The organism is Thiofilum sp. (assembly GCF_016711335.1).
Lineage (GTDB): Bacteria > Pseudomonadota > Gammaproteobacteria > Thiotrichales > Thiotrichaceae > Thiofilum.
Genome location: NZ_JADJTF010000001.1, coordinates 3,665,283 through 3,687,135, shown reverse-complemented (window position 1 = coordinate 3,687,135; position 21,853 = coordinate 3,665,283). Strand labels below are relative to the sequence as shown.

Annotated in this window: 24 protein-coding genes; 6 read left to right on the top strand and 18 right to left on the bottom strand. The window is 44.5% G+C overall.

Features of this window, described 5'->3' with window-relative positions; translation table 11 throughout:
• The first annotated feature begins 18 nt into the window (after window positions 1-18).
• The 5 genes from IPL34_RS17255 (at window position 19) to IPL34_RS17235 (ending at window position 4,691) form a co-directional block, all read left to right on the top strand.
• Window positions 19-1,227 carry an alanine--glyoxylate aminotransferase family protein gene (locus tag IPL34_RS17255; protein WP_296842738.1) on the top strand — a complete coding sequence of 403 codons (1,209 nt, stop codon included), beginning with the start codon at window positions 19-21 and terminating at the stop codon, window positions 1,225-1,227.
• 347 nt (window positions 1,228-1,574) lie between these two features.
• Window positions 1,575-2,078, top strand: a complete 504-nt coding sequence (locus IPL34_RS17250; protein ID WP_296842737.1) for a YgaP-like transmembrane domain — start codon at window positions 1,575-1,577, stop codon at window positions 2,076-2,078.
• Between the two features lie 338 nt (window positions 2,079-2,416).
• Window positions 2,417-3,139 carry an SH3 domain-containing protein gene (locus tag IPL34_RS17245; protein WP_296842736.1) on the top strand — a complete coding sequence of 241 codons (723 nt, stop codon included), beginning with the start codon at window positions 2,417-2,419 and terminating at the stop codon, window positions 3,137-3,139.
• A gap of 84 nt (window positions 3,140-3,223) precedes the next feature.
• Window positions 3,224-3,925, top strand: coding sequence for a hypothetical protein (locus IPL34_RS17240; protein ID WP_296842735.1), 702 nt, complete (start codon window positions 3,224-3,226; stop codon window positions 3,923-3,925).
• 79 nt (window positions 3,926-4,004) lie between these two features.
• Entirely contained in the window at window positions 4,005-4,691 is a 687-nt protein-coding gene (locus IPL34_RS17235) for an iron-containing redox enzyme family protein (protein WP_296842734.1), read from the top strand.
• 1 nt (window position 4,692) lies between these two features.
• On the opposite strand, the gene IPL34_RS17230 is transcribed toward IPL34_RS17235, so the two are convergent.
• The 13 genes from IPL34_RS17230 to IPL34_RS17170 form a co-directional block, all read right to left on the bottom strand.
• Window positions 4,693-5,262, bottom strand: coding sequence for a hypothetical protein (locus IPL34_RS17230; protein ID WP_296842733.1), 570 nt, complete (start codon window positions 5,260-5,262; stop codon window positions 4,693-4,695).
• Between the two features lie 66 nt (window positions 5,263-5,328).
• Complete coding sequence (locus IPL34_RS17225) at window positions 5,329-6,504, bottom strand: M20 aminoacylase family protein (RefSeq protein ID WP_296842732.1); 1,176 nt, start codon at window positions 6,502-6,504, stop codon at window positions 5,329-5,331.
• A 23-nt stretch (window positions 6,505-6,527) separates the two neighbouring features.
• Window positions 6,528-7,007 (bottom strand): hypothetical protein, encoded by a 480-nt coding sequence (locus IPL34_RS17220; protein ID WP_296842731.1) that lies wholly within the window; start codon window positions 7,005-7,007, stop codon window positions 6,528-6,530.
• Window positions 7,004-7,426, bottom strand: coding sequence for a DUF1841 family protein (locus IPL34_RS17215; RefSeq protein ID WP_296842730.1), 423 nt, complete (start codon window positions 7,424-7,426; stop codon window positions 7,004-7,006). Before IPL34_RS17215 ends, IPL34_RS17220 begins: the two co-directional genes overlap by 4 nt.
• Window positions 7,420-8,058, bottom strand: a complete 639-nt coding sequence (nth, locus tag IPL34_RS17210; protein ID WP_296842729.1) for an endonuclease III — start codon at window positions 8,056-8,058, stop codon at window positions 7,420-7,422. Before nth ends, IPL34_RS17215 begins: the two co-directional genes overlap by 7 nt.
• Window positions 8,055-8,768, bottom strand: coding sequence for an electron transport complex subunit E (locus IPL34_RS17205; RefSeq protein ID WP_296842728.1), 714 nt, complete (start codon window positions 8,766-8,768; stop codon window positions 8,055-8,057). The genes nth and IPL34_RS17205 overlap by 4 nt, the downstream gene beginning before the upstream one ends.
• Window positions 8,768-9,430, bottom strand: a complete 663-nt coding sequence (rsxG, locus tag IPL34_RS17200) for an electron transport complex subunit RsxG (protein ID WP_296842727.1) — start codon at window positions 9,428-9,430, stop codon at window positions 8,768-8,770. Before rsxG ends, IPL34_RS17205 begins: the two co-directional genes overlap by 1 nt.
• Entirely contained in the window at window positions 9,427-10,422 is a 996-nt protein-coding gene (gene rsxD, locus IPL34_RS17195) for an electron transport complex subunit RsxD (RefSeq protein ID WP_296842726.1), read from the bottom strand. The genes rsxG and rsxD overlap by 4 nt, the downstream gene beginning before the upstream one ends.
• A complete protein-coding gene (gene rsxC, locus IPL34_RS17190) occupies window positions 10,419-11,999 on the bottom strand; it encodes an electron transport complex subunit RsxC (RefSeq protein WP_296842725.1) in 1,581 nt (526 codons plus the stop codon). The genes rsxD and rsxC overlap by 4 nt, the downstream gene beginning before the upstream one ends.
• Entirely contained in the window at window positions 11,996-12,571 is a 576-nt protein-coding gene (gene rsxB / locus IPL34_RS17185; RefSeq protein WP_296842724.1) for an electron transport complex subunit RsxB, read from the bottom strand. The genes rsxC and rsxB overlap by 4 nt, the downstream gene beginning before the upstream one ends.
• A gap of 1 nt (window position 12,572) precedes the next feature.
• Complete coding sequence (gene rsxA, locus IPL34_RS17180) at window positions 12,573-13,154, bottom strand: electron transport complex subunit RsxA (RefSeq protein WP_296843083.1); 582 nt, start codon at window positions 13,152-13,154, stop codon at window positions 12,573-12,575.
• Window positions 13,155-13,520: 366 nt separating this feature from the next.
• On the bottom strand, window positions 13,521-14,522 hold the full coding sequence (gene pdxA / locus IPL34_RS17175; RefSeq protein WP_296842723.1) for a 4-hydroxythreonine-4-phosphate dehydrogenase PdxA: 1,002 nt from the start codon (window positions 14,520-14,522) through the stop codon (window positions 13,521-13,523).
• A 129-nt stretch (window positions 14,523-14,651) separates the two neighbouring features.
• Complete coding sequence (locus IPL34_RS17170) at window positions 14,652-16,826, bottom strand: LPS-assembly protein LptD (protein WP_296842722.1); 2,175 nt, start codon at window positions 16,824-16,826, stop codon at window positions 14,652-14,654.
• 931 nt (window positions 16,827-17,757) lie between these two features.
• Between IPL34_RS17170 and IPL34_RS17165 the strand changes: the two genes are divergently transcribed.
• On the top strand, window positions 17,758-18,180 hold the full coding sequence (locus IPL34_RS17165; protein WP_296842721.1) for a DNA-binding protein: 423 nt from the start codon (window positions 17,758-17,760) through the stop codon (window positions 18,178-18,180).
• A gap of 79 nt (window positions 18,181-18,259) precedes the next feature.
• Here IPL34_RS17165 and dapE read toward each other — a convergent pair whose 3' ends face one another.
• From dapE to IPL34_RS17140, 5 genes are read right to left on the bottom strand one after another with little or no spacing between them, the layout of a single operon-like run.
• Complete coding sequence (gene dapE, locus IPL34_RS17160) at window positions 18,260-19,393, bottom strand: succinyl-diaminopimelate desuccinylase (RefSeq protein ID WP_366931077.1); 1,134 nt, start codon at window positions 19,391-19,393, stop codon at window positions 18,260-18,262.
• A gap of 27 nt (window positions 19,394-19,420) precedes the next feature.
• On the bottom strand, window positions 19,421-19,768 hold the full coding sequence (locus IPL34_RS17155) for an ArsC family reductase (RefSeq protein ID WP_296842719.1): 348 nt from the start codon (window positions 19,766-19,768) through the stop codon (window positions 19,421-19,423).
• The gene (locus IPL34_RS17150) at window positions 19,765-20,151 is read right to left on the bottom strand and encodes a S24 family peptidase (protein ID WP_296842718.1); all 387 of its coding nucleotides are present in this window, start codon (window positions 20,149-20,151) and stop codon (window positions 19,765-19,767) included. The genes IPL34_RS17155 and IPL34_RS17150 overlap by 4 nt, the downstream gene beginning before the upstream one ends.
• Complete coding sequence (gene cysG, locus IPL34_RS17145) at window positions 20,152-21,600, bottom strand: siroheme synthase CysG (RefSeq protein ID WP_296842717.1); 1,449 nt, start codon at window positions 21,598-21,600, stop codon at window positions 20,152-20,154.
• 5 nt (window positions 21,601-21,605) lie between these two features.
• On the bottom strand, window positions 21,606-21,845 hold the full coding sequence (locus IPL34_RS17140; protein WP_296842716.1) for a hypothetical protein: 240 nt from the start codon (window positions 21,843-21,845) through the stop codon (window positions 21,606-21,608).
• Between the last annotated feature and the right edge of the window lie 8 nt (window positions 21,846-21,853).

The following is a 21,853-nucleotide window of genomic DNA, read 5'->3' as shown; positions in this document are numbered from 1 at the left end:
TATGAGCCATTTAAAACGATGAACCAGTCTATTGCGATTCCTAGCATTGTATCGCTAGAGCATATCCTACCCGAAGAACCACTGTTAATGATGGGGGCTGGCCCTGTTCCTCTCCCGCAAAAAGTAGCGGCGGCGAACTCAATCGTGATCAATCACTTAGGCGATACCATGAATAAGGTAATCCGCCAAGTCAAAGAGATGGGACGCTATGTGTTTCAAACCTCGTCCTCGCATGTGCTAGGGGTAGCAGGTCCGGGGTCAGCAGCGATGGAAATGGCAGTGGCAAACCTGATTCGTCCGGGCGAGCGCGTATTGTGTATTTGCAATGGCTATTTTAGTCAACGCTTAGCGGAATTAACGCGGCGGGTACGGGGTGAGCCAGTGATTTTAGAAACCCGCACTAATGAGGGGGTAGATCTCGCTGAAGTAGAACGCATGCTACAAACTCAACACTTTGATGCGATTACCTTAGTTCAGGGTGAAACCTCTAATACCGTTCACAATAAGCATTTAGCGCAAGTGGCTAAATTGGGTAAGCAATATGGTTGCTTAGTGATTGTCGATGCGGTGTGTACTTTAAGCACTATGCCTTTGGAGATGGATAATTGGGGCATCGATGCCGTTATCACGGGGGGACAAAAGGGGCTGTCTTCTATTCCGGGGGTGTCGCTACTCGCATTTTCTGAGCAGGCGTGGAATAAAAAAATTGCGCCCCGCGAAGAGTTACTGTTTCACTGGTGTTTAGATGCACAGTTAGCGGATCGCTTTTGGAATCAAAACTCTTATCATTATACCGCACCCGTATCCGGTATTTTGGCACTGCATGAAGCGTTGCGCTTAGTGTGTGAAGAAACCCTGACTAAACGTTTTGAGCGTCACTTGCGCTGCTCGTTGGCTTTACAAGCGGGTATTGAGGCGATGGGCTTAGAGTTATTGATTGCTGAGGCGCATCGGCTAAATTCGGTGATTGGTATTGTGGTTCCTGAGCAAGCTTCGGCAGATAAAGTGCGTACTTATATGTCACAAGTCCATAAAGTAGAGATTTCAGGCGCGTTTGGTCTCAATATTCTGCGCATTGGTCAAATGGGCGAGCAAAGTAGGGCGCATAATTTATTCCGTACCTTACATGCTTTTGGGTCTAGTCTACGAGCCTCCGGCGTTAAATTAGATCTACCCGCTGGTATGGCTGAACTAGAGCGCGTTTTATCCACACCGTTACAGGCTTAATTTAATTCACCTCAGATTCGGTACTAATCCTACCGAACTGTAGGGATTTGCTATACTGCCACGTAAGTAAACTAAACTTAAACTCTTTCATTACCGGAGCAGCCGTAAAGCCCCTTTCTTCAGGTAGGGAATATAAGGCTGTCCGCGATAGTGGATTAATGCTAGTCTACTTTGTGTTGGTTAGGCTATTGCTGCCTAACTCCTCCTGTTTAGTATTCCTACAGGGACAGGGTGAAGTAAGAGAACCAGCATCGTTCTCCCGTTCGGACATGGACGGCTGTACTAAGGAATCCCCTTCCTTTTTTAGGCAGGGGTGGATGTCAACATCATATCAAGGAGTAATAACTATGGCCTTAGAGCTAAACGTGGGTAGACAAGATCGTAATATTCGTATTGCAGTAGGGGGTGTATTAGCCGTTCTGGGTCTATGGAATGCTAGCTTTTGGCTGACCCTTATTGGCGTTATTGTGGTGGGTACGGGGCTATTTGGTTTCTGTGGTCTGTATAAAGCATTGGGCATTAATACAGCTTCTAAAGCGGAGTCTACCACGGCAACCCAAGATTTAAGTGCCCGTGCTAGTCAAAATTTCGGTGAGTTTAAGCAAGAAGCCTCTGAAAAGTATGAGGAGGTTAAGGAAAAGGCAACTGAAAAATACGAAGATCTGAAAGAGGATGCCAGTGAGTTAGCCGAGAGCGCACAGAAAAAGGCTGAGGAATTAAAGTCTAAAGCGGCTGAAACTTATGCTGATTTAAAAGATGAAGCTGGCGAGTTAGCTGACACTGCGCAGAAAAAAGCAGGGCAAGTGGCGGAAGCTGCTAAAGAGGCTGTAGATAAGGTTAAAAAGTCCTAATGTTTTCCCCGCTTAAAAGGCTCCATCTAGTCCCTGCTTATTAGATGGAGCTATAGCCTTTTCGGCTTTTACCTTTTTACCCGATACTTAATGCTTCAAACTTATACAACAATTTAATGCAAATTCCGCTATAAATTAAGACACAAACCTTTTTAGGACTAAGTACTTGAGCCAAAGTAATCGTGCATTTCCTCCGCAGCCGCTGTAAATACGTCCTTGTACGCTTCAAGGCGGCATCCTTGCCGCCAAGACTGCTCCAGAAACACACAATTACTTCTTAGTTAGGTACTTAGAGACTAAGCCTAGTGAATCAGTTTTTAATTAAACAGGAGAGTGTCATGCCACGGAGTTTTATTATTGCAAGCTTATTAGTCGGTGTATTAGGGCTAGGACAAGCTGGGGCAGCCAGTACCTATAAAATTGTGGGGGTCGTTGCGGGCGATACCTTAAATTTACGCCAACAACCCGGTGTGAATAGTAAGGTACTCTATAAATTACCCGCTGATACCTCTGGTATCAGTTTGACAGGCAGAACCGTGCAGGTAGGTAAAACCCGCTGGGCAGAAATTAAATACCAAGGCAAAGTAGGTTGGGTGAATCAGCGTTATGTCGCTGCGGCTGATATGAAAGCCACAGGCAAGACTGCTAGTGTGTCCTTAACGAAAGCCGATGCTAAAACCGTAGCTAAGGAAACCAAAGAAACTAAAGTAGTCGCGCGTGCTCCCATGCCTAAACCAGCGGGTAGTTGGATTTTAGCGTGTGGTAATACTTCACCGTTCTGGAAAACGGAGATTTTACCTAAATCTATTAATCTCTATCAGGGCGGTGATTATGCTGTGAATGTTCCGATTACTTATAAAAATCAAGAGCATGGGGCTAATAAATTAGCGTCTGTGACCGTGGTTAAAGGAGCGCGTGGCCAGGATAATGTCAAGCTAACCATTAAGTATAGTGGGCAGTGTCGGAGTTCCTTATTTAAGCGTCGTGTTTCTTTTAAGGTAACTGGTTCGATGAATGACGAGAAACTAAGCGGCTGTTGTTATTCTTATCCCGTAAAGTAATTCTATAATTGGGCTAATTTTACTCAGATCAGCTATAATCCATAGCCTTTATAACCCCTATTTTATTATAAGGTAAGCAAGGCTATGGATTGGCTACAGCCCCTGTTTTCTTATTGCGAGCGTGGTAGCGATACTGCTATTTGGGCAGAACCACTCAATGTAGTGACTACTGGTTTATGGTTTATTATTGGTATTTGGCTTTGGGTGTTAGTGCGTACTCAAGGTTTATCTTATCAACGCCCTCCGATTCAATATGTATTGGCTTTGCTGATTATTTTAATCAGTGCGGCTGATTTTGGCGTTCATACTCAAGCGACTCAAGTAGATAAGTTTTTAGTATTGCTGTCCTTATTAGCCTTTAGCGCCTTGTATTTATATTTAGCACTCACCCGTTTTTTAAGAGTTCAACATAAACCAGCGTTGATTATCACGGCTGTGCTGAGTTTACTAGGGAGCTTAGTGGCTATAGTGCCTTGTCTGATAGGTTATTGTGTGCCTATGAGCGCTTTAGGTTTATTGCCTCTGATCGTGTTAGTGATCCTCACCCCTATTTTACATCGGCGTAATCACCCCGCTACGCGCTGGTTAGCAGGGGCAAGTGTATTGCTAGCCTTAGCCTTAGTGATGAATGTATTAGACCAACCCTTATGCCAAGCTACTTTGACTCAGGCGGGTTATGTATTGGGTTGGCATTATCTAGGGCATATTTCGAGTGCTATTGCGGTGTTTGTGCTCACTCAAGCTATGATTCAATTTTATCGCTATGCTGCGGTGGGCAAGCATTAATCCCTAGTCCTTAGAGTATACTGGCGGCTACATTAGAATCTGCTAAAGTACTCATTTTTAGCTATTGGGTACTGAAGTGATGAATGCAGCGACCGCTTTTATGCAACAACTCAAACATGAAGTATTAAGCCACCCTTTTTTAACTCATCCTTTTTTAAAGCAATTAACAGCTAAGCCTCTTACTCGTGCTCAAGGCAAACAATTTGCCCTTTTGTATTATCCGCATATTTTGCGCACCCGCTTATATCAGGCTAATGCTTTGGGGGTGACACCGGATGAGAATTTGCAGTTTGTGTTATCAGAAATACTTTACGATGAATACGGTAATGGCGATTTAAAACGCTCGCATATGGAGGTTTATCGTAAATTTATGCGTGCTGTAGGCATAACAGAGGCAGAGCGAGTTAATCCGTATATTATGCCGGAATTACAAGGCTATATTGATACCATGATGCGTATTTCCCAAGGACCGAATTGGTTAGCAGCCGTGGCAGCCGTAGGGATCGCAGGAGAATGGCCGATTCCGCCTTATTATCAATCTTTACTGGATGCATTGCGCACTATTCCAGAAGTGACGGATGATGATTTACAACTCTTTATCGAGCATATTGTGTTAGATATAGAACATTCTGGTATGGTCGAGCAGGCTCTAATTCCTTATGCCGCCGATCCTGAAGCACAAGCTCAAATTCGTCACGGCGTATTTCTAAATCTAAATGCCAGATTAGTATTATTAAGCGGTTTACAGCGTGAGATGTTTAGCTAACTTAATTTTCATTATTAATTAAACCTAATCTAGCAAGTACCTGTTTAAATAGCTTCACCATTTCTGGCATCAGTACTTGCTGGATATAATCTAATACCCATTTTTTATCACGCGGACCTAGCGCGTCAGCAATATGATTACCAAAGGTCAAACCCATAGAAAAACCGGGTTCTTGCGCGATATTAGCCCAAGTGGTTTCTGAGTAATCGACTAAACGTATATTTAATTTATTAATAAAATTATTGCGATGATCACCTTTAGCAAAATCACGGGCATTATCGTGTACATGATCCGCTAGTTTCACCGCAAACGCACTGACTAATGCCTCACGGTCGCTATCATTTAAACTACTATAAGCAATGCGATCTAAGAGATGGACTAAAAAGGCCATCATTTCTTCTAGGACTGCAATACGCTGCATTTGGGTATCAGTTTGAAAATTTTCATTTTCAATTTCCAATAAAGACTGCATACCAATACGCCAACTATTGAACGCCAATACGCTCACGGTATCCTCTAACGATACTTCACGTTCTTGATTATTCCATTTAGTTCTAATCCGAATGCGCATAGCGAATACTCCTATTCAATCAGCAGCCTAGTGAATATCAGACATACCTAGTAAGGCAATATCCCTTTAAGCACAGCGCTCAGCGACCAACCGCACCCAAAAACTGGCTCCTAGCGGCAGTACACCATCATTAAAATCATAATAGGGATTATGTAGCGGTTTATTATGGGTGGGAGCGCCATTGCCCAGCCAAATATAAGCCCCCGGACGTTGTTGCAGCATAAAAGAGAAATCCTCGGCTGCCATACTAGGTAAGGGATTCCAAAAGGCATTGCTTTCACCCACTAAACTTTTAGCGACCTCATAGCAATATTCGGCTTCGCGCTCCGTATTTTGGGTAACGGGGTAGAGTGGTTTAATCTCCAAGGCGGCATGCGCACCAAAGGCGTGAGCGGTTTGGGTGACAATATGTTCTAAGCGTTCTTTAATAAGAGCGCGTTGGTTTTCATCAAGGGTGCGAATTGTGCCACTGAGTTGTACTTCTTCGGGAATAATATTAGTGGCACTACCGCCGTGTACTTGAGTAATACTCACGACCCCGCTTTGAAGTGGGCTAAGCGTGCGTGACACAATAGTCTGAATGGCTAAAATTAATTGCCCCGTGACGATAATCGGGTCAACCACACTATCAGGAATTGCAGCGTGCCCGCCTTTACCCGTAACCGTAATATAAAATGAATCCGTTGACGCCATGACCGCTCCGGCATGAATACCGAATTGCCCCGCAGGGAGGTCGGGCCAATTATGCATACCGTAGACTTCTTCGATCGGAAAGCGCGTAAATAACCCTTCTTCGATCATACGTTTCGCACCCGCAAAGCCTTCCTCTGCGGGTTGGAAAATGAAATACACCGTCCCTTTAAAGTCATTGTGTTGCGCTAAATACGTAGCCGCACCTAGGAGCATGGTGGTATGACCATCATGACCACAGCCATGCATTTTGCCGTGATGACACGATTTATGCTCAAAGGTATTAAGTTCAGTCAAAGGCAGAGCATCCATATCGGCACGCAAACCAATATGTCGCCCTGCTCCTTGTGTGCCCTGAAGCACTGCGACCACCCCCGTACCACCCATCTGCTCATGTATCTCTAAGCCTAATGCTTTGAGTTGTTGCGCTACTTTAGCGCTGGTACGGAATTCTTCATAAGCAGTTTCAGGATGTTGATGAATATCACGCCGCCACTGTTGCATGGTGTGATGCAATTCACTATTAACTGCAATCGGTTGATACAAAGTCATGGCGTGAACTCCTAAGAGTGAGTTTAAAGAGGAACGACGCGTGAGATACCGTCACTGGTAACGACTTTAACTTTTTGACCCGCTTTAAATTCATTATCGGCTAGCTGCACAATCACAGCCGCTTTGCCATCTTCAAATTTCAACGTGATTTCAAGACCGGGCTGGGCTTGTACAGTACGATCAATAATAGTCCCTACCGCACCCCCTACCACGGCTCCAGTGACACTCCCGACCATGCTGGTAGCTTCACCCGGAAGAATCCCTTTAGCAGCCGAGCCTCCAATCAATCCTCCCGCATGCTGCCCATTTTGGGAGCTATTTTGCTCAATCATAATGCTGCGTACACTAATCACTTCACCAAATTTAACTTCTTGTAATTTTCCGGCTTGAGCGGTGGTATAGCTATTACTAGCGGGTGCAGCACCGCAAGCACTTAAGGTGATAGCGCAACCCATTAATAAGGCGCTACTCAAAAGCCCGTTTACCCATTGTGTTGTTGTCATAATTTCCTCAGTTGTTCTAAACACGCTAAATAAGCTACCTCATTCGGCGCTTGCTGATCTCGTTGAGCTTGCCATAGGCTTTCCGCTAAGCACTCCATCATCTGATGTTCTAGATCGTGCGCAGCATAGTGTACTAATAATTGCTGGTACAATGCGCGAATTCCCGCTGGTCGATCCGTCGCTACTTGCTCACGTAATCCTAAATGCAAGCCTAGATGTAAAAAGGGATTAGTTTGCCCTAATTCGGGGCTAAAGTCTTGATCCATATATGCCTGAGTCAGCCATGCTTGATATTCAGGGTGTTCTTGAATGACATGAGCAATTTGGGTTTCGAGTGCATTGAGAGGCTGGTTTTGTTGAGCTTTTAACCATGTTTGCTGATAAAACTGACGCAAAGTATGACGATCACTACTTAGCATGGTAGGGTTTTCTCTTGGAATTCACATAAGTCCACTACTATACAGGCAGAACATTTAGGCTTACGAGCAGTACAGACATAACGCCCATGTAAAATGAGCCAATGATGGGCATCGTGTAAGTATTCTGGCGGAATGTTTTTTAGTAAGTGTTGTTCTACTGCTATTACCGTTTTGCCCGGAGCGAGTCCAGTACGATTAGCTAAGCGGAAAATGTGGGTGTCCACCGCCATAGTGGGCTGACCAAAGGCGGTATTTAAAATCACATTCGCGGTTTTACGCCCCACACCTGGGAGTGCTTCTAAAGCCGCTCGGTTGGCGGGGACTTGTGATTGATGTTTTTCCATCAGTTGCTGGCAGGTCGCCATAATATTAGTTGCTTTATTATTATAAAGACCAATGGTTTTAATATACGCTTTTAGGCCATCAATCCCTAGTGCCACTATTTGTTCGGGGGTGTTGGCTCTAGCGAATAAAGGCTTAGTCGCTTTATTAACACTTTTATCAGTGGCTTGTGCCGATAAGATCACGGCGATTAATAATTCAAAGGCAGACTGATACTCAAGCTCAGTGGTAGGGTGTGGATTGGCGGCTTGCCAACGGCGAAACATTTCCGCACGGTTGGCTGCATTCACACCGATTCTCCTAGCGGTGGAGTCAGTGTTTGGGGTTGGCGTGTTTGAGCTTTGGCGCGTTCTTTGAGTAGGGTATCAATCCATTTTTTAAACGCTACTAAAAAGCCTAAACCAATAAAAGCGCCGGGTGGTAGGGCGGCTAAGAGCATGCCTTTATAATCAGGATTGAGCACAATAGTGAGTACTTTGGCTCCCTCCCCAAACATTAAATGCGCTTGTGCAAACAGAGTACCTTGAGCGACTAATTCGCGTGCCCCACCTAAAACACAGAGTACTAACATAAAGCCTAAGCCCATCATGGTACTGTCTAATAGGGTATGCACAGGGGTATTTTTAGAGGCAAAGGCTTCAGCGCGACCAATCACGATGCAGTTAGTCACAATTAAGGCAATGAAGATACCTAACACATTATAAAGATCATGAAAATAGGCATTCATAATCAGCTCAATCAAAGTCACATTGGCGGCAATGATTAAGACAAATACGGGAATACGGATTTCTGGGCGAATGAGATTGCGCACTATGGCAATGGCTACATTGGAGGCAGTGAGCGCTACCAGTGTGGCAATGCCTAAGCCAAAGCCATTAATGAAATTGGTAGTAACCGCCATCAGGGGACATAGACCCAATAACTGCACCAAGCCCGGATTATTATTCCATAAGCCATCCATGATAATTTTACGGTAGACCTTATGATCCGCTGTGCTCATTAGTGTTTGCCCTCCATAGGTGTACTAGGGCGCTTAAATAACTCATCAAAGTGTGTGTTTGACCATTCTAGCGTGCGGCGCACGCTACCCACGATAGCACGCGGCGTAATAGTGGCTCCGGTGAATTGATCAAATTCACCCCCGTCTTTACGCACTTTCCAAGCGTCTAGGCTAGGATTGCTGAGGGATTTTTGATTAAAACCTAAAATCCAGTTGCTGCGCTCGATTTCGATTTTATCACCTAGACCGGGGGTTTCTTTATGTTTAAGCACTCGTACTCCGGTAATAGTGTGCTGAGCATCCACCCCAATCGCTAATTGAATACGTCCGCTATAACCATCGGGGGCGCTGACTACAAAAAGTGCTGCTACAGGTATTTGATCTTTACGCGCACGATACACTAGCACAGGATCAGCACTCCCTAATTCCTGAGCCGGTAATAGTACTCGGTCGGTCAGGAGCTGATTATTATAAAGCTGAGGCTCAATAATCGAACTAAAGCGTTGCAATAACGTGTGCTGCTCATTCTCAGCAATACGTGCTTTAGTAAAGTAGTTAGCTAACGTGAGAGCAAGCACACCAATTAACGCAAATCCAGCTAAGAAAACAGTGGCTTGTCCCACTTCGTTTTTTTGTAGCCAAGCAGGTAAGGGAATATTCATAGGCTACGCTTCCGTCCATAGACCCGTGGTTGGGTATAGCTATCTAGTAATGGTACTGCCATATTCATCACTATGACCGCAAAAGCAATGGCATCTGGATAACCCCCCCAAGTGCGAATCACATACACCAAACCACCAATGCCCAGACCAAAAATAACTTTACCTAGTGGCGTAGTACTCGCTGTCACCGGATCGGTTGCAATAAAAAAGGCGCCTAGCATAGTGGCTCCACTCAATAGATGGAATAGCGGGTTAGGATAATGATTAGGGCTATACAACCAAAATAAGGTTGCTAAGAGTGTCAAACCCAATAGTACGGCGATTGGAATATGCCAAGTGATGACACGCTTATAGAGCATCCAAGCACCACCTACTAAAAAGGCTAGATTAACCCACTCCCAACCTTGACTACCTATTAAACCCATGCCTTCTGTTTGCATTAATTGGCTAGGAGTTTGATGGAGATTTAAGCCAATTTTCATACTGTCTAAGGCAGTGGCATGCGTATAAGCATCCCAATTGCTTAAGCCACTACCGAATACTTTACTCAGTGTGCTACCTAAATCTAATACTCCGAAACCACCACTTGCACTAGGCCAAAGAGTCATCTCCAGCGGAAAGGATACTAGCAAAGCGGCATAACCAATCATGGCTGGATTAAAAGGGTTATAACCCAAACCTCCATACAAATGTTTGGCTAATACAATGGCAAATAACATCCCCACTGCGATTAACCACCAAGGCGCATAAGGCGGTAAGGCTAACGCTAATAAGCAGGCAGTGAGCAGGGCGCTATAATCGGTTAAAAAAGGTTGCAGCGGGCGCTTGCGCATATAAAGCATCAACGCTTCAAAAGTAAGGGCAAATAAGCTGGCTAATACCAGATTAGTGATCACGCCCCACCCAAAAAACCAGAGCATTACCGCTATGCCCGGAATCAAGGCTAATAGGACTTGCTGCATGACTTGAGCAACAGTGTAATGGGGATTCATGCGCTACCCTCAGTCGATGAGCTAGTGGTGTTGGCTTGCTGAGCTTTTTTAGCTTTAGCACGTTCTAAGGCAGCTTGGATAGCTGCTTTTTTAGCATCCGTTTCGGCTGTACCTTCTTTGCTGGAGCTTTCTTGCTCTTTGAGTGCGGTTTTATGCTTAGCCAGTTTTTCTGCCTTTTCGCGTTGCACTCGCTCGATACGCTCTTGTCTAAATTCATGGCGAGTTCTAGCCACTTCAGCCTTATGGCGTGTATCGCGTTGTGCCTTAATTTCAGCCTTGGCAAAGCGGTAATAATCCACTAGAGGAATATGGCTAGGGCACACATAACTACAGCAGCCACACTCAATGCAGTCAAAGAGATGATAACGTTCTACTTGTTCCATCTCTTTAGAGCGTGCATACCAATAAAGCTGCTGAGGCAATAAGCTTACCGGACATACCTCGGCACAGCGCCCGCAACGAATACAAGGCATGACGACTTCAGTGTTAGGTGGGGGGCGCACAAGGAGGCAGTTCGTCGCTTTCACTACAGGAATCTGAGGTGACACTAGCGGTAGTGGCATCATAGACCCCCCCATAGTAAGCCACGGCTCAGAGATAGTGGAGCCTTGGGCCGCTGCAATCAAGCGCGACATGGGCAAACCCAAAGGTACTTCAAAATTACCCGCCTGCTTAATAGCCTCGCCTGAAACTGTTACATAGCGATGGATCAAAGGCTCACCTTGGACGATAGCTTGATAGACTGATCTAGTAGTTCCTACATTAATACATAAAGCACCCGCATCCCCTCCACGTCCACCGCTAGGTACTTCTTTACCGGTTAGAATATAGGTAAGTTGTTTTTTGCCACCAGAGGGGTAAATAGTCGGAATAGTCACGACTTCAAAGCGTTTATCCGCTATAGCACTGACCGCCTGTTGCATAGCACTAATGGCTTCTGGCTTATTATCCTCAATGCCAATTAAGCACTGCTCGGCTTGTATCATGTGCAAAATAATTTGTGCTCCCGCTATAATTTCAGCGGCATGCTCACGCATCAGGCGATCATCACAAGTGATATAGGGTTCACATTCTGCGCCATTCAGGATGAGGGTAGTGACTGGCTGGCGTACATTGAGCTTAACATCGGTTGGAAAGACTGCCCCACCTAATCCTACTACACCGCACTCGCGTACTCGATTGACTAGGGTCTTTAAGTCAGTTTGTTGATAATCCAATCTAGGTAAACGGGTATTACCCCAATCATCTTTGCCATCCGCTTCGAGTACTACACATAAATCCGCCAAGCCAGAGTTGTGGGCAATCACATGCGGTTCAATGGCTACAATAGTTCCAGAGGTTGAGGCATGAACTCCGGCACTAATATTACCTTGGGGTTTGGCTAAGAGTTGCCCCTTATACACATAGTCGCCCAGCGCTATTTCTAAATGAGGTTTAGCGCCTGAGTGTTGCAATAGCGGAATAATTAAGTGCTCGCCTTGAGTAGGAATAATAGCTTGGGTCGGTTGCTGATTAGAGATTGATTTATGGTAATCAGCGAGTTTTAAGCCCACAGGCAAGGGCCAAGTTTGACTCATGCTGCTTGCTCCTGTGTGTGAGTGGGAGCAGGGCGCAATTCATAGACGGGATAAGGCCATTTCCAAGTACTCGGCTCTATCGTTTGAGGTTCCATGGTAATGCAGTCTACTGGACAAGGCGGTAAGCACAGTTTGCAGCCAGTACACTCGCTAGCAATCACGGTGTGCATAAGTTTAGACGTTCCGACAATAGCATCCACAGGACAAGCTTTAATACATAAAGTGCAGCCTATGCAGATAGTCTCATCAATCACTGCCACTAGGGGAATAGGGTTAGCCTCATGTTCTGCATCTAAGGGTTTGGGTTCCACACCTAATAATTCGGCAAGTGCTTTCATGGTGTCTTCGCCGCCCGGAGGGCATTGATTAATGTCTGCCTCACCTTTAGCAATAGCTTCGGCATAAGGGCGACACCCGGGAAAGGTGCATTGTCCACATTGAGTTTGGGGCAGGAGTTTGTCGATTTTCTCTGCCAGTGGATCACCCTCGACCTTAAATTTAAGGGCAGCATAGCCTAGTAATAAGCCTAATACGGCTGCTAAGCCTCCAATAATAAGAATTGCGCTTAACATATTAAGTTTTCACTAATCCAGAAAAGCCCATAAAGGCTAATGCCATGAGACCGGCTGTAATCAAACCAATGGCATTACCTTGGAAAGTTTCAGGGACATCACCAGCAGCAATGCGCTCTCTAATCCCCGCAAATAAGATCATGACTAATGTAAAACCTAAAGCAGCCCCTATCCCGTACAGAGCGGATTCAATAAAGCTATGTTGTTTTTGTACATTAAGTAGGGCTACCCCTAAGACCGCACAGTTGGTAGTAATCAGGGGTAAATAAATCCCTAACACATTGTGCAGTACGGGGCTAGTTTTACGGATTGCCATTTCAGTAAAGCCTACAATGGCGGCAATAACCAAAATAAAACTAATCGTGCGTAGATACTCCAATCCAAAGGGTTCTAGTAGGTAAGTGCTGACCATATAACTTAAGATAGAGGCTAAGGTGAGGACAAAGGTAGTCGCTAGCCCCATGCCCATCGCAGTATCTAGGCGACGTGACACCCCCATAAAGGGACAAAGCCCCAAAAATTGGGAGAGAACAAAGTTGTTCACCCAAACAGTACTAACTAAAATGAGTAGGTAATCGGTCATCATGTTGCCATCATAGGGTTTCTTGAGCTAATCGCCTCTGAGGAATGTCAAATTTCAGCCTGCTTTCATTTAAGGCGCGTTATTCTGCCATAAAATCTAGACGTTAACCTATCTCAAATGTGTTAACTAAGGTAATGGTTAGAAAACTCATAAGGGATTAGAAGCAGGTGATATTACTTAATGGAGATAGAGCAAGCTTGTTAAGTAGCATATTATGAAATTCTAATTTTCTTTTGAACCTTTTACCACATTAGCGTGTCATAGGGTAGGTAAGGAGCATAGAGGAAGTCTACTGCATACAGTAGGTTTCACATATCCTCCTAGCGGTTGGGGCATCTGCAAGTGATGCCCCTTTTACTTGGTGCGCTAGGCATTCACCATCTGACGTTGAGTTATTTCTAGTGCTAGCTGTATAGCAGTCAACATGCTCCCCGTATCCGCCTTACCTGTGCCCGCCAAATCTAATGCAGTGCCGTGGTCTACCGAAGTTCTAACAATCGGCAAACCTAAGGTAATATTCACTGCCTGACCAAATCCAGCATATTTCAATACAGGCAATCCCTGATCATGAAACATAGCCAATACTGCATCAGCCGGTTCTAAGTGGCGAGGAGTAAATAAGGTATCGGCAGGCAAAGGTCCCACCACATTAAAGCCTTGTTGCTGCATATCGCGTATCACGGGAATAATCGTATCAATTTCTTCACGCCCTAAGTGTCCACCTTCACCCGCATGAGGATTGAGACCACAGACCAAAATACGCGGATTAGGAATGCCAAAACGGCGCTCTAAATCGCGTGCCAAAATCGTAATCACCTGTTCCAAGCTCTGATAAGTAATCGCATCACTCACGGCTTTAAGAGGTAAATGCGTGGTCGCTAATGCCACACGTAAGCGTCCTGCCAATAAGAGCATAACCGGCAAAGGAGCACGCGTAAGCTCAGCTAAATATTCGGTATGACCAGTAAAGGGAATCCCCGCATCATTAATAATGCCCTTATGCAGTGGAGCCGTGACCATGGCAGCAAATTCACCATTGAGACAGCCTTGGGTGGCGCGATCTAGAGTACGTAATACGGCTTTGGCGTTTTGTACATTCAATTGACCTGCAATTACGGGGGCAGGACAAGATACTGTTTCAATAAAAATCTCACCCGCTTGACAAGGACGTACTGCTTCCTGCGCTTGATAAGGGCGCAGGCGCAGATTCAGTCCTAAACGCTTAGCACGTTGCGCCACTACATCAGGATCACCAATCACGACCATATCGGCTGGCCAACTCATACGACTGGCTAAAGTGGCAATTATATCAGGGCCAATACCCGCAGGTTCACCGCAGGTGAGGGCAATACGCGGACGCATACTCATAACAGTTCCTAATGTTTTCATAGGCACTCAAGGCGCTAAAAAATTAGAGTTTAAGTTAATAAAGTACTCGAAAGTTGGCATACTCACGAATACTTTACGATAAAGTGGTTAGGGGTTAGTGATGGTTACTTACTCGTAGCCGGTCACACGATTTTGTAATAGCGTGCGTGCACCACTACCTAAACTACCTAAGCCTTTTAATTCAAATTCCACAAAAACGGCTTGATCATAGGTAGTATTATCGTTTTGTAAATAGCGGCGTGCAGCTACACGCGTTTTCCAACAACAGCTTTCATATTGTACACCGCCCACATTTTCTAAGGTACGGTGATTTTTAAGATCATAATCCCAACCAGCCGCGACCTTCCAACGATTATTAATAGGTCGAACCGTGGTAATACCGATGGCCTCATAACTATCTTTACGCTTGCCATAATTCACATTTAATAAACGCTCGCGCTGATCTTTATAATTAAGCTCTGCTTGAGAGGCAGTCAATGTCCCAGTTTTGGTATCATAAAAAGCACTACCCGTGACCCGTGTGCGTGCATTTAATTCACCGGACAATTCCATAACCACTTCAGAGCGCTTGCCGGTTTGAGTGCTTTGATCAGGCAAAGTCACTTTGCGCTCATCAAAATAAGCAATTTGCCCAATACTAGCACGTAACTTTTCACGTCCAGTTTTAGTGTTCTGTAGGCGAGTAGTTAAAGAGGTCGTCAGACGGTTAGCATCATTCACCCGATCTTTTCCGGTAAAACGATTTTCGGCAAATAACTCATTATAAGTTAAAGTTTTTTCCGCCGAGTCAAAAATCGGTATATCAGCCTGATCTTTATACGGGGTATAGGTATAGAATAGGCGTGGCTCTAGGGTTTGAATAATATTATCCACGCGGCGTTTCTCAAAAATCAAACCGGAATCTAAGCTGACTGTAGGTAGAGTGCGACTAATAGTACTTTTATCATTCCGATCAATAGAATAGCTAGTATGATCTAAACTAATACTGGGACGAATAAAGCCCCATTCTTTTTCAATCGGTTTGGAGGCTTTAACTTTAACGTGTAGGCGCTGCGCTTTGGGCTGATCCTTGCTATAGAAATGGGTGTATTCCGTAGTGGTTTGTAATTGTAAGCCGAGAGGTTTTTGCTTAGGAGTAAAGTTAAACGTAAATTGTGGCAAGCGGGTATAAGCATCGGTTTCAGTAGTCAACACTTGGAAGTCTTGAGCAACGGCATGAAAAGACCAATTTTGCCGCTCTAATTTATAAGTTAAATTACGCTCTAAGTTCACAGTACTGGTAGCCGCCAACGATCCTCCAAAATCATCAATATAGTCATTGTCAGACACTCCGCCCGCTTTCAACGTTAGGCTACCTTTTTTACCTTGTGCCAATTGCATACTCTGATCTATATCAAATTGATAGCGTAATTTACCATCACGTTTTCGGTCACTAGGAATGACATTAAAAACAAAATTGCCTTTGTGATTAGGTTGTAGGTAGCGAAACTCATTTTTAACCATCAAGCCGCGTTGACTCAATACAGTGGGGGCAACTGTGAGGTCATAATGGGGGGCTAGATTAAAGTAATAAGGGAAGCTTATTTGTAAACCGGATTTATCATCGCTTTTAAATTCGGGTACTAGAAAACCAGACTTACGTTTTTCTTCTAAAGGAAAAGAAAAGTAAGGAAAATAAAATACGGGTATGTCTTTAACTTTTAATTTGACCTTACGTGCTACACCGCGATTTTCTTGATGATAGAGTTGAATCTGATCAGCCTCAATACGCCATGTTTCATTATGAGGGGGGCAGGTGGTATAGGTAGCCGCTTGGAGTTGAGTTAAACGCTCGCCATCCCGAATCATTTTGGCACTTTTACCGCGTGCATCCGACGTAGGCAGACGATAATAAGCGGCAAAAATTTCCCCCGCTCCGGTTCCGAGGTTGTAATTAATTTGCTCACTATTGAGTTCTAGCTGTTCACTTTCAAGGCGCACTTGACCTTGGGCATTCACCTGCTGCGTTTGTTTATTATAAGTGGCGCTGGCAGCCCGCAGTGCTTGTTTGCTTTGGGCGATAATCACATCACCCTCTAAAATCGAATCGCCTTGATCTTGTAATAGGGCATTGTCTGCCTCGACATAGGTAGCATCAGGATCTAGTTGGCTTGGCTTGGGAATAGTATTAGCGCGTGCACTCGGAGGACACACTTTCCAAGTAGAAGGTGTGGCTGCCAAGGTAACTACTGGGCTAATCGCTAAGCTTAAGGCTAAGTAACGTAAAGATGAGAGTGGCAACATTATTCTCCATTATCAACCAACTCAAGGGAGCAGTCTTAGCTCAACTCATGGAATTTACTAGGATTGCAAACCCTAAGAATACGGTTGCTAACCTTCTCATACTCTAGGCACACAGACAACGCCCTAATACTGGATTAGTTTAACTTTGTCTGGCTGAAAAGGGTCTTAATTCTAGTGCTAATAAAGGGATAATGATAAGAGTATTTTATAAAATAAGTTCGTTAACTTATTGTCCTGACTCAAAAACTGCTCTAAGTGGTGGGTGTTACTGCGGATGAAGTACTTTGCAGGGTATTTAATGTGACGCTAGGTGACTTAAAATTGCATAAGCTCTCAGTCTTGCTGAACCAGAGATGAATAAAAATATATCAAGAGCTTAGGCTAAGTTAGGGATAGTGAGAAAAGCCTCATCCAATAAAATTTTATTAATAATAAATAGCTATTTCAGCTTAGCTGGATTATGTGTCCATTTTATAAATAATTGATTATGCGTGTTTTTAGTAAATAGACCTATTGATTAAATGGATAATGTGACGGTCACTTAGAAAAAGTTACTTCATTTTTACTTAAGTATTGCATAGTTTATTATCTAATGTTTTATCCAAAAGTTTTTGACATGAGGCTAAACATTAGCTTCAGGTAAAACCTTTATTTTTAAGCAATATCTTGTAGGGCTAGCCGTGTATTACCGTAAGTAGATGCCCCCTATATAGATGTATTTATATTTTATAGAAATATAGATTTAGCTAATTTAAATGGGTTTTATAGCACTAATGGCGTTTTACAATGGTTTTCGAGTTGTATAATATTTACCCATTAAGACGAGCTTCAGTTTATTTTAAACTTTACCCCCAAGTATAAGCCTGAAGATTAGTGTTCCTAAGCTCACAGGCACAGGGAGTTTTTTTAGGATCAGTATAGGTTGAAAAAAATGAGACAGTTTGAATCAATACGTGTCGATGGTGGTAGCGTTGAATATCATCCCAATTTAAGTATTCCTTTAAGGCGGCGCGGACGCCCTAAAGGGGCTACTTCAGCCTCTTTATCTGAGGTCAGAGCACAAGCGGCTGAAGAAAAGCGTCGTCTACGTGAGGAAATGCAGGAGAAAATTGCTGAATTGCGTGAGCAATTACAAGAAGCCCAAGATACTTATCAACAAGAGCTAAATGAGCTACGCGAGTTACTCAATATCACTCGTAAGCGCGAGGAATCCTATCGTATAGCACTGAAAGAGCGTTTGCATGAGGTCGCCGACCATTTACACACTACCCTCTTGGATTGGGCAACTGCCGAATTACAAGAGGGCGAAGTTTATAAACGTAAACGTGGACGCCCTCGTAAGACCTTGAAATAAGGCTATGTTTAATTAGCGTCTTTGAGCCTCAGCAACTTAATTGGGGCACTTTAAGTTAGTGTATGCATCGGAATAAAATTTAGGCTAATAGCTTTTTGAGAATAGTGTAATAAATATCAGTCAGTGTGTTTAAATCCTGTACTGAAACGCACTCATCAATTTGATGAATAGTTTTATTGAGAGGGCCCAACTCTAAAACTTGTGCACCCGTAGGCGCAATAAAGCGTCCATCGGAGGTTCCGCCAGAGGTGGATAATTCAGTTTCAATGCCACAATAGTCACGAATAGCTATCTGAGTGGCTGCGACTAAATCACCTTTAGCTGTCAAAAACGGTTGACCGGATAAACTCCATACTAGGTCATACTCTAATGCGTGCTTGGCTAAAATAGCCTCCACCTGTGCTTTTAATTGTTCTGCCGTTACTTCGGTGGAAAAACGAAAATTAAACCAGACCTCAGCCTTGCCCGGAATGACATTAGTCGCTCCTGTCCCCGATTGCAGATTAGAAATCTGAAAGGTTGTGGGCGGGAAAAACTCATTGCCTTGATCCCATTGTTGGGCGACTAATTCAGCCATAGCAGGGGCTAGGGTGTGTAAGGGATTAATAGCACGATGCGGATAGGCTACGTGACCTTGTTTGCCTTTTACCGTTAAATGACCAGACAGCGAACCGCGCCGCCCATTTTTAATCACATCGCCCAAGCGTTCATTACTAGAAGGCTCACCCACTAAACACCAGTCGATTTTTTCTTGCCGTGCTTCAAGTGTTTCGACTACTTTAACCGTACCATTGATGGATGGACCTTCTTCATCGCTGGTAATGAGTAAGGCAATCGAGCCTTTATGAACAGGGTAATCTTGCACAAAGCGTTCAGCCGCTATGGTAAAAGCAGCAATACTGCCTTTCATATCCGCAGCACCGCGTCCATACAATAAGCCATTACGTATTTCAGGTTGAAAGGGATTGCTACTCCATTCGTTTAAAGGACCCGTCGGAACAACATCGGTATGACCCGCAAAGCAAAATAAAGGGCGCTCCGTACCACGCCGCAACCATAAATTATCCACCTCCTGAAAACGTAAATGCTCGGCTTTAAAACCCACTGCGCTTAAGCGCTCCGCGAGCATTTGTTGGCAATGAGCATCATGAGGAGTAATAGAGGGTTGAGCAATAAGCTGCTGAGTCAGTTCTAAGGTGGCAGACATAATCATGTTCGTTAGTTAAATAGGCGGCATAGTTTAATGCAAAAACAGACGTTGGTAACGTTCCACATCAAAACCGAGTACACGTTCTTTTCCGGTATCCAGAATAGGGCGTTTAATCAGGCTCGGTTGATCTTCCATCACTGCCAGCGCTAAGGTCTCATCCATAGTGTCACGCGTACTCTCAGGTAGTTTACGCCAAGTCGTACCTTTACGATTTACCAGTGCTTCCCAACCTAATTCTGCTACCCATTCACGCAATAAAACCGGATTCACGCCTTGTTTTTTATAATCGTGAAATTCGTAGTCGACACCGTGATCGGTTAGCCACTGACGAGCTTTTTTCATGGTGTCACAATTGGCAATGCCGTAGAGTTTAATCATTTATCATACCATTTATGATAAGAACGCCGCTTACCAGCACGTTGAGTAATTACACCCGAAATTTGAGTTAAACCGCTAATTTTAAACGTCTCATAGACCGGATTCAGTGGCTCTAAAAAGTATTCATTATTAATGATACGCAGGCGTCTAAAAATGTATTCGTCCTTATTATCTTTAGCAAATACAAATGCTCCATCTCTCACATGCCCCGTAGGGTCAATAATAATAATACAACCTACATCAAATTCGGGTTCCATACTGTCATCCAGTACTTGTAGGGCAAATGGCTCAGCCTCGGAGCAGCTACTCCCTTCACTTAAACCTTGTATCAAATCGCGCTGTTTAAACGCTTGGTCGATACTAATACGCACTTCACTCATCATTTATTCCTGTGGGGTATTGCGACTAAACTCACTAGCAGTTACATGGCGCTCTGGCTCATACCAATTTAATTTGTCATGGAGGCGCACCACTTCACCGACAATAGTTAAGGTGGGGGCGTGTACTTCGCGTTCCTGTACGAGCTGGGGTAGTGTGGCTAATGTTCCAATATGCACCCGCTGATTACGTGTTGTACCTTGCTCCACTAAAGCAACAGGCATATCGGCTGGCATACCATGATTCATCAATTCCCGACTAATCACTTCAATACCCGTTAGACCCATATAAAATACGACAGTTTGTTTGGGCTGAGCGAGCTTTGTCCAGTCCAGATCAATCGTGCCGTCTTTTAAGTGACCCGTTGCAAAGGTACAGGATTGAGCATAGTCACGATGGGTGAGGGGAATACCTGCATAAGAGGAACAACCCGATGCTGCGGTAATTCCGGGCACGACTTGAAATGGAATGCCATTTTCGGCGAGTGTCTCTATTTCTTCGCCCCCACGCCCGAAAATAAAGGGATCACCCCCTTTTAGGCGTAACACTTTATGTCCTGCTTTGGCTTCTTGCACAAGCAGATCATTAATCCCTTCTTGGCGCACTGCGTGGTTAGATTTTTCTTTACCTACATAAATACGTTTAGCCTCAGGATTCGTCATCGCCAAAATCGATTTAGCCACTAGACGGTCATACACCACCACATCAGCTTGCTGCATTAAACGCAAAGCACGGAAGGTCAAAAGGTCGGGATCACCAGGCCCTGCTCCCACTAGATAAACTTCTCCCACTGAAGGGCGAGTGCTGCGTGCACTGAGCATTTGATCTAATACTTCACGCGCTTTAGTCAGTTGTCCTGCATACACTAATTCAGATACCACACCTTTTAAGGCTTGTTCCCAGAACTGTTTGCGCTCCTCCACTGTGGCGAAGTGTTGTTTAACCTTTTCGCGGTATTCCTCGGTAATGGCGGCTAATTGACCACAACTTGATGGAATCAGCGTCTCCAATTTCATTTTTAATTGGCGAGCCAGTACGGGTGACGCACCTCCAGTAGAGACGGCAATCGTCACAGGCGAGCGATCGACTACGGCGGGCATAATAAAGCTGGAGGCTTCAGGATTATCGGCTACATTGACTAATACATTACGTGCCGCAGCGAGTTCAGCAATGCGTTGATTGATCTCAAATTGATTCGTCGCCGCAATCACTAAAAACCAACCGTATAAGTCACTATCTTCAAAGGATTTAGCCTTATAACTTAAGCGCAGCTCGGTGGATTGGCGTTGTTCTTCCACTAGGGCTGCAAGGCTAGCGGTAAGCTGAGGGGAAATAATTTGTACACTAGCCCCATAGCGTAGCAAGGTTTTGACTTTACGCTCCGCAACGGGACCGCCCCCTACCACTAAACATTGATGACCCTGTAAATTTAAAAAAGCGGGAAAGTGATCCATAGTGATTACTTCTCCCACTCCATCAGTACGGGTTTTTCGCGTGGGGTTTGTAGTAGCTCTTCGGCTTCTAGCTCGCTAGCGGCGTGAACCAGTTTATAAGTAGCATTATCCCCTAGCGGCGCATTAGCACGTAAATCACGTACTGCATTACGAGCCTCTGGATAGGTTTCAAAGGTGGATTTAAGTTCTAAATTCTTAATAATGGGGGTTGGTTGGGTAATTCGATATACATAATAAGGCATCATGAAACCCC